Origin of the sequence: Pedobacter sp. SAFR-022 (assembly GCF_051965375.1) — a bacterium.
Classification (GTDB): domain Bacteria; phylum Bacteroidota; class Bacteroidia; order Sphingobacteriales; family Sphingobacteriaceae; genus Pedobacter.
In genome coordinates, this window is the sequence record NZ_JBQCME010000001.1 from 902,992 (window position 1) to 919,571 (window position 16,580).

Here is a 16,580-nt window from a genome sequence, read left to right on the forward strand (position 1 = left end):
CGATCAGCTTTATTTACAAAGAAATATAATTCTCCGCATATTAGAGGTTATGGCGCGGAAAACTATTCTACAGATGATACCTTTGTAGCTCATCGCAGTTCAATCCATATGTCGATACCGAAAATCATTCATCAGACATTTAAAACAGATAAACTCCCGTTTATCACCAGGTGGCACATCGCGCGTTTCAGAAAACGGAACGCGGAATATGCTTATGAGTTTTACGATGATGATAGGATCGCCAGCTTTCTCCAGGAGCATTTCGATGCGGAAGTTTTCAGACAATATCAGCGGCTGAACATTGGCGCTGCGAAAGCAGATTTCTTCCGCTATGCAGTAATGCTTAAAAAAGGAGGGGTATACGTTGACCTCGATAGTGCTATCAATGGCCGCTTAGCTGACTTCATCAAACCAGATGATGTTGCGGTAATATCAAAGGAGCATAACCCAGGCTTATACGTGCAGTGGGCTTTGATTTATGAGCCAAACCATCCCTTTATGCAACGCACGATGGATATGATGCTTGATAATATCCGTCATAACCGCTACCCACACGATGTACACAAAATGACCGGGCCTCAGGTATACAGCGACGCTATAAACGCCTGCATTCAGGAAGACAACCAAGTACCCCACCGGATTTTTGGGTATGATTACAATGGTCACCTTAAGTTTAAATACTTCCTGAGTAAATTGATGTATACAAATCGTTCAGAACACTGGAAAAAAAAGCAGCTCACAACTCCGGTATTAAAAGCACTGTAGCGTTTCAGGAACTCATCTCGTTAATACAACTAAATATTGGCCTACCTTTGGCTTTTAATATTTAAATACTAAATGAAAGTCAGCGGATTTACTTTTATCAGAAATGCCATCGCCAACGATTACCCCGTGGTAGAATCTATTACTTCTGTATTACCACTATGCGACGAATTTGTCGTTGCACTCGGCAATTCTACAGACGGTACCGCTGACTTAGTCCGTAATATCCAATCAGACAAAATCAGAATAATCGATACGCTATGGGATGATACGCTAAAAGAAGGTGGGCAGGTATTTGCTGAAGAAACCAATAAGGCGCTCGATGCGATCTCAAAAGATGCAGACTGGATGATCTATATCCAGGGAGATGAATGTATTCATGAAAAGTATTTTGAAACAATAAAAAAAGAAATGCAAGAGAATTTAACAGACGATAATGTTGAAGCACTTTTGCTAAAGTACAAGCATTTCTATGCATCTTATGATTACATAGCCGAATCACGCAGGTGGTATAGACGTGAAATTCGCATACTGAAGAATCTACCCGGGATACGCTCCTACCGGGATGCTCAGGGATTTAGAATAGAAGGACGTAAACTCCGGGTAAAGTTGATTGACGCTTATGTATACCATTACGGATGGGTAAAAACCCCTGAAGCGCTACAGGGAAAAGTGAGAAACTTTAACAGGTTTTATCAAACAGAAGAATGGGTGGAGCAGAACTTTCCACCACAAAAAACTTTTGATATGCGGAATGCCGACCGCCTCGTAAAGTTCACAGACAGTCACCCTGCAGTAATCAGCAACCGTGTTGCAGCAACGAACTGGAAATTTGAAGACGATCTCACAAAAAAGACTAATAACATGAGCCTGCGGCGGCGGATACTTCAGCAAATCGAAGATTTTACCGGAGTACGGCTGTTCGAGTACCGCAACTATAAAATTGTCAAGTAATTTATTTAAACGTAAAAGTTATATGTTAAACAACCCAACAATAGCTTTATTGATTTCCACTTACAACTGGCCAGAGGCACTTGAGCTGGTGCTGAAAAGCATTTTGCAACAGAGCCGGATGCCTAACGAGGTCATCATCGCAGATGATGGCTCATCGGACGCTACCAGGGTGTTGATTGAACGTTTTAAAGGTAAATTCCCGGTGCCCCTTAAGCACATCTGGCATGAAGATAAGGGATTTAGAAAAAGTGTTATCCTCAATAAAGCAGTTAAAGCGGTGACAGCAGAATACATCGTCGAGATTGACGGAGACATCGTGATCCATCCAAACTTTGTGGCAGATCATCTTAAATCGGCAGAGAAAGGCTTTTTTGTGCAGGGAAGCCGGGCAATGCTCAGTGAATGGAAGACCAAAGAGTTGTTAAAAAGCAAACAGGTAAATCTTTCCTTTTTCTCTGCAGGCCTCAAGAATAGATTTAACGCGCTTCGTTTACCCTTCATGAAAAAGATATTTGAACTTGGGTTTTCGGATCCCTTTCATATCAAAGGCTGCAACCTTGCCTTCTGGAAAGAGGATTATATCAACGTGAACGGCTATTACAACAGCTTCGAAGGCTGGGGTGGTGAAGATTATGAGTTTGGCGCGAGATTGCTGCACGCCGGCATAAAACGTAAACGCCTGAAATGGGCTGCCTTGGCCTTCCACATCCACCATCACGATAATTGCAGACTAAACACCACCTCCAATGATGTGATCTATAAAAGAACCAGGAAAGAAAAACTATCGTACGCAAGTAACGGCTTTGCAGAGGTTTAGCATTAAACACAGGATAAATCTTACTTTTACACTTTATTCTGCTAAATGAAGACCTACTTTCGACTTTTATCCTTTGCCAAACCCATAGAGAAATTTGCTATTCCATATGCTATTGCAACCATACTGGCCGCTCTCTTCAATACCTCTCTTTTAACCTTACTCGGCCCACTGCTGGAAACTTTGTTTATGGACAGTGGAGATGTAGCTCAAGGCGCAACAACGCTTGACAAAGCCTCATCTTTTGACCTTGTTGGCCAGTTTAGTGAATTCATTAAGTACTCCAGCATAACCTATGGACGTACAGACACCCTGAAAATAGTCTGTGGGACCATCGTGGTGGTGGTGTTCATGGCCAACTTTTTCCGCTACTTCGCTCAGCGCTTCATGGAAGATCTAAGGGTACACATGCTCCTGAACTTAAGACGTAGTGTATTCAACAACATCATGGACCTCCAAATAGGTTATTTTACCAATGAGCGGAAGGGGGATATTATATCTAAAGTCGCATCAGATGTTCAGGTGGTGCAGTTTACGGTAACCAACACGCTTCAGGTCGTGTTTAAAGAACCTGTACAGCTGATCTTCTATTTTGCGGTTCTACTATCCATCTCCGTAAAGCTTACGCTATTCTCACTGCTTGTGATCCCGGTATGTGGATTCATCATCAGCAGGATTGTAAAACGGTTAAAAGCGCAGGCTACGCAAGCGCATGAGTCTTTCGGAAGAATGATCGGCTTTCTCGACGAATCACTTGTCGGTATAAAGATTATCAAAGCATTCAATGCTACACAAAGGATTAAGACCAAGTTTGACAATGAAAATGCTTTCTATTCAAATCTTACCAGAAAAATGGTTAGAAGGCAGCAGCTTGCTTCGCCGGTTTCTCAAACCTTAGGAGTACTGGTTGTTGTTTTCATTGTACTATATGGTGGTACCATGATCTTGAACAACCAGAGCGAATTGACTGCGCCGAAGTTCCTGGTATATATCGCTCTGTTTTCTCAGGTGATGCAACCGATTAAAGCCATCGCTGATTCTTTCAGTAACATTCATTCTGGTATTGCTGCGGGCGAAAGGGTGTTGGAAATGATCGACACCAAACCTCAAATGCTGGATAAGCCAAATGCTTTAGCATTGCCAGAGTTTAACAGCACACTCGAATTAAAAAATGTAAACTTCAATTACGGAGAAAAGCCCATCCTTTGTGGAATCAATCTGGCGATAAAAAAAGGGCAAACCGTGGCCTTAGTTGGCCCATCCGGTGGCGGTAAAAGCACAATTATGGATCTGATGTCCCGCTTTTACGATCCATTAGAAGGACAAGTGCTAATTGATGGACATGATTTAAGAGACATCAAGGTCGACAGCCTGCGCCACCAGATCGGGATGGTAAATCAGGAATCCATTCTGTTCAACGACAGCATATTTAATAATATCGCTTTTGGCAAGCCAGAAGCAAGCATGGATGAAGTGATTGCTGCAGCGAAAATTGCAAATGCACATGAGTTTATTCTGAACACCGAGCAAGGTTATCAAACCAATATTGGTGATCGCGGTAATAAGCTCTCCGGAGGCCAGAAACAGAGGATAGGCATAGCCAGGGCAGTACTTGCAAATCCGCCAATTATGTTGCTTGACGAAGCGACCTCCGCTTTAGATACAGAATCTGAAAAACTCGTACAGGATGCGCTGAATAACCTGATGAAAAATAGAACCTCCATCATCATCGCGCACCGTTTAAGTACAATTCAAAATGCAGATATGATCGTTGTCATTGATAAAGGGCAGGTGAAAGAATCAGGTAGTCACCGGGAATTACTAGCACAGAAAGGCTTGTATTACAGGCTTAATGCGCTTCAAACATTAAACGATTAGTTTTTAGCATGAAAGTATCTGTTATAATACCTAATTATAACCATGCGAGTTTTCTTCAGCAACGGATTGATTCTGTATTAAATCAGACCTACCAAGATTTTGAGTTAATTATTCTCGATGATTGCTCTACTGACCATAGCCGCGAGGTTCTGGCAGCTTACAAAGATCATCCTAAGGTAAGCCAGCTTATCTTCAATGAGCAAAACAGTGGAAGCCCCTTTCTGCAATGGGAGAAAGGTATATCGCTCGCAAAAGGTGAGTATATCTGGATCGCTGAAAGTGACGATTGGTGTGAGCCAACACTATTAGAGGTGCTTTTACAAGGCATAGAACAGGATCCTGCTTGCGTCATCAGCTACTGTCAGATGTATTGCGTTAATGATAAGAACGACATTAAATGGCAGTCATGGCACAGATGCTTGTCTGAAGTTGTCGATAGTGCAACGTTCATAGAAGATTACCTTGCGGTAAAGGTTTCTATTTACAACGCTAGTATGGCCATCTTCAGAAAAACTGCCTACGCAGCTGTTACTAAGGAATATTTAGCATATAAGTTTTCCGGCGATCACCTGTTTTGGATACAAGTAGCCATGCAGGGTAAAGTCCACATTAGTGGAAAGCTCCTGAACTATTTTAGGAAGCACGATGGCGATGTAAGCTCAAAAGCCTACAGCAGCGGTCTAAATTTCATTGAAGCGCTCCGCATCATCAACTGGATGTACGATAAAAAACTCATCTCTGATCGCACCTATGCAGCGGGCTTTAAGAAACAGTTTAAAGCCTATTGGCCGCTTAGAAAGCACATAAACGCTCAATATAACGTTATCGCAAAACAACTTTTTGATCATCCCCGCACATCCAGAGCCAGCAAGTACAATATGCTGCCTTCTGCTGTGTGGAACACATTTAAAAAACATTAGCCTTATCATGCAAAAGGGTGTTTCTGTAATCATAAGTACATATAATGGCGCCGGCAATTTGCCAGAGACCATTGAACATATAGCTAAACAACAGCTTGCTGAAGGCATTCCCTTAGAGCTCATCGTAGTGGATAATAATTCCTCGGACAACTCCGCAGCGGTAGCACAGGGCATCTGGAGCAAAGTAGGTTCTGCCCAAACATCCTTTCGGATATTGACTCAAAAAACGCCAGGTAAGTACTACGCGCTGCAGCTGGCTATAAAAGAAGCCAGCTATGAGTATATCATTATCTGCGATGATGATAACTGGCTCGCTCCAGACTATGCACAGCGGGTGTATGACATACTTGATGCCTATCCCGAAGTGGCTGCATTAGGTGGCCGCGGAATACCTGAGACAAAGGGAATACCTTTGCCAGACTGGTTCAAAGATTATAATTACGCCTACGCTGTTGGTCCCCAGGCCAAACAGAGCGGCATAATGAAGCCCCGTGCTGTTTTATGGGGTGCCAGTATGGCCACCAAGCGTTCAGTTTACCTCAAGATGTATGAAAAGTATCCTTCCTTTCTTCCAGAATATACTGATTTTGACGCAGTGTTTGCTGAAGATACCGAATACTGCATGCGCTTAATCTTGAAAGGATATAGAATATATTATGATGATAACTTAATCTACACACACTACATCCCGGAGCGAAAGCTGAATGAAAAATTCCGCGATGACAAGCTAATCTTCGAATTCAAAGGCTCCAATCCAATGCTGCGCAAGTACTACGCAGCCATGCGGGCAAAAGTGAAGACCAGAAATCGTCCCGATATCTGGTTGATGCTGTTGCTGATTGCCCCCTTCAATTACCTACTTTCCTTTTCAAAAAGAAGAGCAGATAAAGCGAAGCTGACACTCTACCATCTACTACCCGGAAACCTGATAAAGGTGGACCCAATATCGAAGAAAATAAAAGCTTTCATAGAAGATTACACGCTCGATTATAAACAGACTTAACTTATGCTGAGTAAATCTGCACCCCTGGTGTCCATAGCACTTTGTACATTTAACGGTGAAAAACACCTCAGAGAACAGCTTGATTCGTTAGTAAATCAAAGCTATCCAAACCTCGAAATTATAATTGTTGACGATTGTTCACTTGATGAGACACCGAAAATATTAGATGATTATAAAAAGCAATTTGCCTCCATTTCGGTCTTTTATAATGAACGTAATTTAGGATACGTTAAGAACTTCGAGCAAGCCATTAGGCTTAGCAAAGGCGAATACATTGCACTTTGTGACCAGGATGACATTTGGCGCACTGATAAGATACAAATCCAAATTAATGGTATTGGTGATCATGCGCTTTCCTATCACGATTCTGAATTGATAGATGAAGATGGCAGCATATTAGGTAAGTATATGTCAAATATATTCAACCTATATGAAGGTAAATCACCCCATCCATTTCTATTCTTCAACTGTGTCTCAGGTCATAGCTTAGTCTTCCATAGGCGACTATTACCTGATATACTGCCCTTAGACGAAAGCTATTTTCATGATTGGTGGATTGCATTGCTCGCGACTGAACGTGGCGGAATCACGTTAGCCAAAGGAAATCTGGTAAAATATCGACAACACCCCAACTCCTCTACAGATATTCTAAGAGCTCGAACCAAAGAAGCTCAGGTGGAGAAGTTCTTCACCACAGAAAAGCTAAGATGGATTAGAAAATTCGCAGAAAAATCAGTTCGTAACAGGACCTATTGCGAAGCGCTTTTAAATTGTTTTGATGCCAAAGGCCAGGTCAAAAATAAGTTTAAGCTCCTTTATTTATTTCTACTCAAGTACGATTCCATCCTATATGTGATAAAAAAATCAAGTCTAAGTAAGTTAAACTTTGTACGAAAGATCTGCTTACAGCGTAAATATTCTGAAGCCTAAACACCGATTATACAGCACAAAAAAATCCCTGTCTGATTAACCAGACAGGGATTTAAATATTATAGATCTTAAAGATTAGAGTTTTCTCTTAACCTCTACCTGTTCGTAAGCTTCAACGATATCCCCAACCTCAATGTTGTTGAAGTTATGGATGTTCAATCCGCATTCGTAACCGGCGTTAACCTCTTTCACATCATCTTTATAACGTTTCAATGAAGCTAGCTCACCTGTGTAAACCACTACACCGTCACGTACAATCCGGATCTTACTGTTTCTGGTGATCTTACCATCAAGAACCATACATCCTGCAATCGTACCCACTTTCGTGATCTTGAATACATCTCTGATCTCCACGTTCGCAGTGATCTTCTCTTCGAATTCCGGTGCTAACATACCCTCCATCGCCGCTTTGATCTCGTTGATCGCATCGTAGATGATCGAGTACAGACGGATGTCAATTTGCTCCGCTTCAGCAAGCTTTCTTGCACCTGAAGATGGACGAACCTGGAAACCGATGATGATCGCATCTGAGGCCGAAGCAAGAAGTACATCAGATTCTGAGATCTGACCAACCGCTTTACCAATGATGTTGATCTGGATTTCCTGCGTAGACAGTTTCAATAACGAGTCAGATAGTGCCTCGATAGATCCATCCACGTCACCTTTAACAATCAGGTTAAGCTCTTTAAAGTTACCGATTGCAAGACGTCTTCCAATCTCATCCAATGTAATGTGTTTCTGGGTACGTAAACCTTGCTCACGCATCAACTGCAGACGTTTGTTTGCAATATCACGTGCTTCATGTTCCGTTTCCAACGCGTTGAACCTGTCACCAGCGGTTGGTGCACCCTGCATACCCAATACCTGAACCGGTACCGAAGGACCAGCCTCGTTTACCTTTTGTCCACGCTCATTGAATAATGCTTTAACACGTCCACTATAGCTACCTGCAAGAATCGGATCACCGATTTTCAAGGTACCTGCCTGAACAAGTACGGTAGTAACAATACCACGGCCTTTATCAAGGGTAGCCTCGATCACGCTACCTGTAGCACGTTTATTAGGATTAGCTTTCAGTTCAAGTAATTCTGCTTCAAGTAATACTTTTTCAAGTAAAAGATCCACGTTTAAACCACTCTTACCAGAGATCTCCTGCGACTGGAATTTACCACCCCAATCCTCAACCAGGATATTCATCTGAGAAAGTTGTTCTCTGATGCGTTCTGAATTCGCACCTGGCTTATCAATCTTTGTAAATGCAAATACCAATGGTACACCTGCCGCCTGTGCGTGGTTGATCGCCTCTTTTGTTTGAGGCATCACCGCATCATCCGCAGCAACAACGATAATCGCGATATCCGCTACCTTCGCACCACGTGCACGCATCGCCGTAAAGGCCTCGTGACCTGGTGTATCCAGGAAGGTTACCTGTTTACCTGTTGGTGTAGTTACCATATAGGCACCAATGTGCTGGGTAATACCACCTGCCTCTCCGGCAACAACGTTTGCTTTACGGATATAATCCAGCAAGGAAGTTTTACCGTGATCCACGTGTCCCATAATGGTCACAACTGGTGCTCTAGGAATTAAATCTTCCGGATCATCTTCCTGCTCAATGATAGAATCGCTCTCATCATCAGGTTTAACAAACTGGATTTCGTATCCAAATTCGTCAGCCACAATGGTAAGGGTTTCTGCATCTAAACGCTGGTTGATGGAAACGAACATACCCAAACTCATACAGGTACCAATGATTTTCGTAACTGGTACGTCCATCATGTTTGCAAGCTCATTCGCTGTAACAAACTCGGTAACACGAAGTACTTTGGATTGTAATTCCTGCTCCATTGCAGCCTCTTCAGCTGTCATGGCAACATCGTCGCGTTTCTGACGACGAAGTTTAGCACGTTGTGCAAACTTACCAGATTTACCAGCACCACTCAAACGAGCAAGTGTTGCTTTGATCTGATCTTGTATTTCTTTCTCCGTAGGTTCTTCCTTAGGACCTCCTGAACCTAGCGCACCCGGTCTGGCGTTTCTAAAGTTAGGCCTGTTGGCAGTATTATTAGTATTGTTCCTGAAATCAGGTCTGTTGGTAAACGAAGGTGCACCTGCAGGGCGTGGAGCAGTACCAGGACCGCCATGCTGATTACCAGCAGCAGCAGTACCTTGTCCTTGTACAGGATTAGCACCAGGTGTTTTCTTGCGTTTACGCTTACGTTTCGCCTCTGCACTTTCGTTAGAAGAAGCAACTGGCTGTGATTTTCTTTCAGGCGTAGTTGGTAAAACAATTTTACCGATAATGTTCGGACCCGATAGTTTAACCGAACGTGCTTTAATAACCTCAACCTCTTCCGGTTTGTCCGCTTTAGGCGCTTCCGGTGCTGGCGTAGGTGCAGGTGTTGCAGGCTTAGGTGCTTCAACCGGTTTCTCCACTGGCTCCGGTGCCTCCGCAGCAACTTCTTTCGGTGCTTCAGGTGCAGCAGGTTGCTCTACTGCAGGGGCGGCAACTGGTTCAACCTTCACAGGTTCAGGAACTACAGCTTTCGGCGCTTCTACAGCAGCAGGCTGCTCTGCAGGTGCTGCAGGCTCATCCTTTTTAGCAGGTCTGGTTTTCGCATTGAAGTTGGTAAGATCGATTTTTCCAACAATCTTAACTCCTGGCAATGTGCCATCTTCATGCTTCTCCTCTGCTTTAGCAGCAGGTGCTGCCGGAGCTGGTTCTTCTTTTGCTTTAGGAGCAACCGCCGCCTCATCCTTAGGTTTTTCTGTATGCGGTGTATGTACGTTAAGGTTCTTAACTAATATACCCTCATTTTCAAACTCTACATTTTTTCTAGGTGCCTCCGCAACTTTCTCAGTTACTTCAGGCTCATCACGACGAATTTTACCTATAACAATTTGATTAGCTTCTTCTTTTACAATTTTGTCCCCCTGAAACTCTTTTAACAAAGAATCATACATCTCACGGGAGAGCTTAGTAGTGGGTTTATTTTCCACAGAGAAGCCTTTCTTTTCCAGAAACTCTACAGCCGTAGCGATTCCGACGTTAAGTTCCTTAACTGCTTTAAATAAAATTATTGGTTTGTCGTCTGACATTGATATCCTATTTTTCTTAATTCTTATACAAAAGTAACGTTTATTCTTGTTTATTTCATGTCCTTACAATTAGTTTTTAAAATTTGGAAGCACATATAACCTTATTTTTTAATCTGTTAAGAGAATATAATACAGGTTCAATAATTAACAAACGCCTATTCAAACTCTGACCTTAAAATACTGATCACTTCTTTGATCGTTTCTTCTTCAAGGTCCGTACGTTTAACCAGTTCGTCAACTGAAAGTGTTAATACACTTTTCGCAGTATCACATCCAATAGCTTTCAACTCATCAATGATCCAGCTATCGATTTCATCTGAGAATTCCTCAATATCCACATCCTCATCCTCTTCACCAGCTTCACGGTAAACATCAATCTCATACCCGGTTAACTTACCCGCAAGTTTAATGTTATGTCCGCCTCTACCAATTGCCAAAGAAACCTGATCTGGCTTCAGGTATACCGAAGCATGTTTGGTCTCATCATCAAGCTTAATGGAAGTGATCTTCGCAGGGCTTAATGCTCTTTGGATATATAAAGAAACGTTATTGGTGAAGTTAATTACGTCGATATTTTCGTTCTTCAACTCCCGGACAATACCATGAATACGTGAACCTTTCATACCAACGCAAGCTCCAACCGGATCAATACGATCGTCGTAAGACTCCACAGCTACCTTAGCACGTTCTCCTGGTTCTCTTACAATCTTCTTAATCGTAATCAGACCATCGAAGATCTCAGGTACTTCAATCTCAAATAATCTTTGTAAGAACTCCGGTGCAATCCTCGAAATAATGATCTTTGGTGTTGCGTTTACCATATCAACTTTGGAGATTACTGCACGTACAGTATCGCCTTTTTTGAAATAATCGGCCGGAATCTGCTCTGTCTTAGGCATGATCAACTCATTACCCTCGTCATCCAGAATCAGGGTCTCTTTCTTCCATACCTGGTAAACCTCACCAGTTACAATTTCTCCAACCCTGTCCTTATACTTCTTGAAGATCTCATCTTTCTCCAGCTCCAATACTTTGGAAACTAAAGTCTGACGGGCAGCTAAAATAGCCCTGCGACCAAAACTCTCCAGCGTGATCTGCTCAATGTAGTCGTCACCAACTTCCATATCCGGATCCAGTTGTTTTACTTCAGATAATTCTATTTCAAGGTCATCATCCTCAGAAAATCCATCTTCCATCACTTTCCTGGTGCGCCAGATCTCCAAATCTCCATTGTCAGGGTTCACGATAACGTCGCAATTCTCATCCGTGCCATACTTCTTCCGCAACATACTACGGAAAACTTCTTCCAACACACTGATTACCGTCGGACGGTCGATATTCTTGAAGTCCTTAAACTCCTGAAATGAATCGATTAAATTAATATTGCTCATTTTTATTTAAATGAAATTAAAACCTTTGTTTCTACTATTTGATCAAAGCTGATTACAGTTTCCTCTAATCTCGCTTTTTTACCTTTCTCTTTAATCTGCTCCTCGATGGTAATGTTATCATCTGTTACCGACAACAATTTACCTTCTTTTTTCGTGCCGTCCGAAAATTTAACACTTAAATCCCGGCCAACATTCTTGTAGTACTGACGCTTCAATTTCAAAGGCTCTCCAACACCAGGAGAAGATACCTCCAGATTGTAAGCCTGCTCAATAACGTTTTCCTCTTCTAAATGAAAACCCACATGCCTGCTTATGGCCGCACAATCCTGGATACTGATGCCTTCATCACCATCAACGTGAATAATTAGCTTATTGTTCGGAAGCATTTTAATTTCCACCAAGAACAGTTCCGGTCTATCCGAAATCTTTTCTTCAATTAACTCTTTTACTCTATTTTCTACTTGCATATCAAAATTTTAACAAAAGAAAAGAGGGGACCTTTGTCCCCTCCTATTCCTCTATTAGAGCACAAAGGTAATTATATTTTTTTTAATTTAAAAATCAAGTGGTTACAAGAATTCAAGTACCTTTTGATTTGGCGCCATATTGAATTTCGTCTTATTCTTTATAATCGACTGGAAATCGGCAAATTTTGAGTTGATATAAGTGAGCACCATATACTTCCTGCCCTTCGCAAAGGGTCTGGCCGGCTGAAAGATCAGAGAATCTCCGGCTGCCAGCAGCTTTCCTGACAGCTGCAGCTGCAAGCCCGCAGTATCTTCCGCCAAGGGAGATTCCATTACGGTTACCAGCTCCTGCAGCAAGGAATCGCCAAGTTCGCCATTTTTAATCTTAGCCATACCTACGGGATCAATGTTCTTGATCACAATCGAGGTACTATCGCCGGAGAAATCAATATCAAGCGGCTTATTTTTTGTAGAATTGCAGGCAGTAAGACTACAAAGCAGCATAAACACAACACAACAAAACGGGAACTTTAACATTCAACTAATATATTAAACGAAGGGCAAACAGATGAAAATTATAATCGACATCTTACTCATGGGCATCATTATGCTCCTGGCAGCTTACCTGGTACCTGGCGTTCAGGTTGATGGTTTCGGAACTGCAATTATTGCTGCGATCTTAATCGCAATTACGAATGCAACGATCGGATTTATCCTGCGCGTCTTAACGTTTCCGATCACCATCCTTACCCTGGGGCTGTTCTCTTTCGTGATCACCGTATTGATGATCCTGTTGGTAGATGCCATGCTGGATGGCTTTCATACCGCCGGATTCTGGTCGGCAGCACTACTCGCCATTGTCATAGCCATCATGAAGTCCATCTTTGGCGTTGTTGCCAAAAACGACTAGTACTATTTAAGGACCTCCCTGGAGATCACCATTTTCTGGATCTCAGAGGTACCTTCATAGATCTGGGTAATTTTTGCGTCGCGCATCAGACGCTCTACATGGTATTCTTTCACAAAGCCGTAACCACCATGGATCTGTACCGCCTCAACGGTTACATCCATGGCAACTTTCGACGCATAAAGCTTAGCCATTGATCCTGCAAGTGTATAAGGCTGTCCCTGATCTTTCAACCAGGCGGCTTTATAAACCAGCATTCTGGCTGCTTCAATCTGCGTAGCCATGTCTGCAAGTTTAAAGGCGATGGCCTGATGATCTGCAATGGCTTTACCGAAAGATTTTCTTTGTTTAGCGTATTCAAGTGCAAGCTCATAGGCGCCTGCAGCAATGCCCAATGCTTGCGCTGCAATACCGATGCGCCCACCTTCAAGGGTCTTCATCGCGAATTTAAACCCGAAGCCATCTTCGCCGATGCGGTTTTCCTTAGGCACCTTCACATCATTGAACATCAGCGAATGGGTGTCACTACCCCTGATCCCAAGTTTGTTCTCTTTAGGACCCACGGTAAAACCCTCCATCCCTCTTTCGACAATGAATGCATTAATTCCACGATGTTTTAGGGATCTGTCTGTTTGCGCAATGACCAGGTATACAGATGCAGTACTACCGTTGGTGATCCAGTTTTTAGTACCATTCAGCAGATAGTAGTCGCCCATATCCACTGCGGTGGTCTGCTGAGAAGTGGCATCAGAGCCCGCTTCGGGCTCCGAAAGACAAAATGCACCGATCTTTTCACCCGATGCCAATGGCTTTAAATATTGCTCTTTCTGGGCTTCTGTACCATAAGCTTCCAAGCCATAACAAACCAGGGAGTTATTTACAGATACCACAACAGAGGCTGAAGCATCTATTTTAGAAAGCTCTTCCATAACCAGAACGTACGACAAGGCATCCAGGCCGCTACCATGGTATTTTTCGTCTACCATCATACCAAGGAAACCCAGCTCACCCAGTTTTTTCACCTGTTCTGCCGGAAATTTCTGGTGCTCGTCACGCTCAATAACGCCAGGTTTTAATTCATGCTGTGCGAAATCCCGCGCAGCCTGCTGGATCATTAATTGTTCTTCACTTAATTGAAATTGCATAATATTGTATTTATGAGATATGGTCTGGCCAAATTTAGTATTTAAGAACTAAATATTATGGCAGCATAGCAATTTTAATACAATAGCTTTCAGTAACTTATTTCAATAAATGGTTGTTGTCGTCGGGGAAAACTAATATTGGATGGTATTTCTTTGCTTCTTCAATCGGCAATGAGCCGTAAGACATAATGATCAAGATATCGCCTACCTGCACTTTGCGGGCTGTTGCACCATTCAGGCACACCATTCCAGTGCCACGCTCGCCTTTAATCACGTAGGTTTCAAAACGCTCACCATTGTTGTTGTTCACGATCTGCACCTTTTCGTTTGCTATAATATGAGCAGCATCCATCAGATCTTCATCAATGGTGATGCTTCCAACATAGTTCAACTCAGCCTGAGTCACCTTTACACGGTGAATCTTAGACTTTAAAATTTGAATTATCATACCACAAAGTTAGGTATTTTTAAAACGGAAATAATACAATTAGCTCAACAGCATATTATCTATGAGCCTGGTATGACCAACCTTAGCAGCTACCAACGCAACCAGGTTTTTAGCGGTTTTATCGCTTTGCTTTTCCAGGGTGCTGCCATCTACGATGCTGAAGTAATCCAGTTCCACACCTGGTGTATTGCTGATCATCTCGCTGGCATGTAGCTCCAGCGCATCAATGCTTTCCTGTTCAAAGTGCTCTTTTACATACTGGAGCGCTTTACTTAATACCAGCGCATGGGTCCTGTCGGATGCAGAAAGATGGATATTCCTGGAACTCATGGCCAGGCCGTCCTGCTCCCGGATGATCGGGCAGGTCACGATCTCGATCGGCAGTTTGAAGTAATGAACCATATTCTGGATCATGAGCACTTGCTGATAGTCTTTTTGTCCGAACAGCGCTTTATGCGGCTGCACTGCATCGAAAAGCTTTTTAACGATTTGTGTTACACCCTGGTAGTGCCCTTTACGGTAAGCACCTTCAAGCAGGAATTCTGCAGAACCAAGGTCAATATGCCATTGTTCCTGCTGCGGATACATCTCCTGAACCGAAGGCATAAATACCAGATCACAACCTGCTTGTTCAAGCATTTTGATGTCATGTTCTACCGGGCGGGGATATTTTTCAAGATCCTTGGGATCTGTAAATTGTGTTGGATTAACAAAGACGCTGCATACTACAAAATCTGCGATTTCCTGAGCAGCCTTGATGAGCGAAACATGTCCTGGATGAAGCGCACCCATGGTCGGTACCAGGGCAATTTTTTGGTTTGCCGCATTTACCGGCTCGAGCTGCATTTTCAATGCCGCTATCGTATTTATTACTTTCAAAACAGCTTCTAAAATTTTAGGCGGCTAAGTTGGTTAATTATAATTTCCCAACAAAACATCTTGCCTAAGAAGTTGATAAATGGTATAATTTTGCTATCTTTGCGCCTTGATTATCTTTTCTTTAACATAATTTATCTACGAATATGGAGATGGCAAAAACGAAGCTACTGATTGTTACACACGAGATGTCGCCTTTCCTCGAACTAACCAAAATTTCAGAAATTACCCGCCAATTGCCTCAGGCAATGCAAGACAAAGGATTCGAAATTCGGATTCTTATGCCAAAATTCGGAAACATTAATGAAAGAAGGAATAGATTACACGAAGTGATTCGCTTATCAGGCATGAATATCGTTATTGACGATAATGATAATCCTTTAATTATCAAAGTTGCCTCTATTCCTGCAGCACGCATGCAGGTTTACTTCCTGGATAACGAAGACTACTTCCACCGCAAGTATGTTTTCAGGGACAAAGAAAGCAAATTTTACGAAGACAACGACGAAAGAGCAATTTTCTTTTGTAAAGGCGCTTTGGAGACCGTTAAAAAGCTTGGCTGGGCACCAGATATCGTGCATTGCCATGGCTGGATGACTTCTCTTGTTCCGGTTTACATCAAAACCAGCTACAAGAATGACCCGACGTTTAAAAGCGCTAAAGTGGTTTATTCTGTTTATGAAAACTGCTTCACTGAAACCCTTAACTCGAAACTTTCTACTAAGGCAGTGATGAACAACATGACTGAAGCGGATACTAAAGTGTTTGAAAAGGCAGATTGCAGTACCATGCATATTGGTGCGATAACTTACTCAGACGCAGTGGTGTTAGCAGACGAAAAGCTTGAAGACGATGTGTTAAAATTTGTTAAAGATTCTAACAAGCCAACTTTAGCTTATAATTTAACAGAAGATTTTGAGAACTTCTACAACCTGTATGAAGAGATCTCAACTGAAGAATTACAGTCAATAGCTTAACAGCATTAT

16 protein-coding genes are annotated in these 16,580 nt (G+C 42.5%); 9 read left to right on the forward strand and 7 right to left on the reverse strand.

The window, feature by feature from the left end:
• The first annotated feature begins 108 nt into the window (after positions 1–108).
• From ACTHQF_RS03895 to ACTHQF_RS03925, 7 genes are all read left to right on the forward strand, one after another.
• Positions 109–765 (forward strand): glycosyltransferase family 32 protein, encoded by a 657-nt coding sequence (locus ACTHQF_RS03895; protein WP_440428542.1) that lies wholly within the window; start codon positions 109–111, stop codon positions 763–765.
• 72 nt (positions 766–837) lie between these two features.
• A complete protein-coding gene (locus tag ACTHQF_RS03900; protein ID WP_440428543.1) occupies positions 838–1,716 on the forward strand; it encodes a glycosyltransferase family 2 protein in 879 nt (292 codons plus the stop codon).
• 22 nt (positions 1,717–1,738) lie between these two features.
• A complete protein-coding gene (locus ACTHQF_RS03905) occupies positions 1,739–2,533 on the forward strand; it encodes a glycosyltransferase family 2 protein (protein WP_440428544.1) in 795 nt (264 codons plus the stop codon).
• Between the two features lie 45 nt (positions 2,534–2,578).
• Complete coding sequence (locus tag ACTHQF_RS03910; RefSeq protein ID WP_440428545.1) at positions 2,579–4,408, forward strand: ABC transporter ATP-binding protein; 1,830 nt, start codon at positions 2,579–2,581, stop codon at positions 4,406–4,408.
• A gap of 8 nt (positions 4,409–4,416) precedes the next feature.
• The gene (locus ACTHQF_RS03915) at positions 4,417–5,328 is read left to right on the forward strand and encodes a glycosyltransferase family 2 protein (protein WP_440428546.1); all 912 of its coding nucleotides are present in this window, start codon (positions 4,417–4,419) and stop codon (positions 5,326–5,328) included.
• A 7-nt stretch (positions 5,329–5,335) separates the two neighbouring features.
• A complete protein-coding gene (locus ACTHQF_RS03920) occupies positions 5,336–6,331 on the forward strand; it encodes a glycosyltransferase family 2 protein (RefSeq protein WP_440428547.1) in 996 nt (331 codons plus the stop codon).
• Positions 6,332–6,334: 3 nt separating this feature from the next.
• On the forward strand, positions 6,335–7,261 hold the full coding sequence (locus ACTHQF_RS03925) for a glycosyltransferase family 2 protein (protein ID WP_440428548.1): 927 nt from the start codon (positions 6,335–6,337) through the stop codon (positions 7,259–7,261).
• A gap of 75 nt (positions 7,262–7,336) precedes the next feature.
• Here ACTHQF_RS03925 and infB read toward each other — a convergent pair whose 3' ends face one another.
• The 4 genes from infB to ACTHQF_RS03945 all read right to left on the reverse strand — a co-directional run bounded on the left by infB (position 7,337) and on the right by ACTHQF_RS03945 (position 12,755).
• Positions 7,337–10,360 carry a translation initiation factor IF-2 gene (infB, locus tag ACTHQF_RS03930; protein WP_440428549.1) on the reverse strand — a complete coding sequence of 1,008 codons (3,024 nt, stop codon included), beginning with the start codon at positions 10,358–10,360 and terminating at the stop codon, positions 7,337–7,339.
• 155 nt (positions 10,361–10,515) lie between these two features.
• Positions 10,516–11,751: a transcription termination factor NusA gene (gene nusA, locus ACTHQF_RS03935; protein ID WP_440428550.1), complete on the reverse strand. Its 1,236-nt coding sequence runs from the start codon at positions 11,749–11,751 to the stop codon at positions 10,516–10,518.
• A 2-nt stretch (positions 11,752–11,753) separates the two neighbouring features.
• Entirely contained in the window at positions 11,754–12,218 is a 465-nt protein-coding gene (gene rimP, locus ACTHQF_RS03940; RefSeq protein ID WP_440428551.1) for a ribosome assembly cofactor RimP, read from the reverse strand.
• A 102-nt stretch (positions 12,219–12,320) separates the two neighbouring features.
• A complete protein-coding gene (locus ACTHQF_RS03945; protein WP_440428552.1) occupies positions 12,321–12,755 on the reverse strand; it encodes a hypothetical protein in 435 nt (144 codons plus the stop codon).
• Positions 12,756–12,786: 31 nt separating this feature from the next.
• Here ACTHQF_RS03945 and ACTHQF_RS03950 point away from each other — a divergent pair, with 31 nt between their 5' ends.
• Positions 12,787–13,128, forward strand: coding sequence for a phage holin family protein (locus tag ACTHQF_RS03950; protein WP_440428553.1), 342 nt, complete (start codon positions 12,787–12,789; stop codon positions 13,126–13,128).
• A gap of 2 nt (positions 13,129–13,130) precedes the next feature.
• Here ACTHQF_RS03950 and ACTHQF_RS03955 read toward each other — a convergent pair whose 3' ends face one another.
• The 3 genes from ACTHQF_RS03955 to panC all read right to left on the reverse strand — a co-directional run bounded on the left by ACTHQF_RS03955 (position 13,131) and on the right by panC (position 15,597).
• A complete protein-coding gene (locus ACTHQF_RS03955) occupies positions 13,131–14,270 on the reverse strand; it encodes an acyl-CoA dehydrogenase (protein WP_440428554.1) in 1,140 nt (379 codons plus the stop codon).
• 97 nt (positions 14,271–14,367) lie between these two features.
• Positions 14,368–14,718, reverse strand: coding sequence for an aspartate 1-decarboxylase (gene panD / locus ACTHQF_RS03960; protein ID WP_440428555.1), 351 nt, complete (start codon positions 14,716–14,718; stop codon positions 14,368–14,370).
• Between the two features lie 39 nt (positions 14,719–14,757).
• Complete coding sequence (panC, locus tag ACTHQF_RS03965) at positions 14,758–15,597, reverse strand: pantoate--beta-alanine ligase (RefSeq protein ID WP_440428556.1); 840 nt, start codon at positions 15,595–15,597, stop codon at positions 14,758–14,760.
• 149 nt (positions 15,598–15,746) lie between these two features.
• Here panC and ACTHQF_RS03970 point away from each other — a divergent pair, with 149 nt between their 5' ends.
• The gene (locus tag ACTHQF_RS03970; protein ID WP_440428986.1) at positions 15,747–16,571 is read left to right on the forward strand and encodes a glycogen/starch synthase; all 825 of its coding nucleotides are present in this window, start codon (positions 15,747–15,749) and stop codon (positions 16,569–16,571) included.
• Positions 16,572–16,580: the final 9 nt, after the last annotated feature.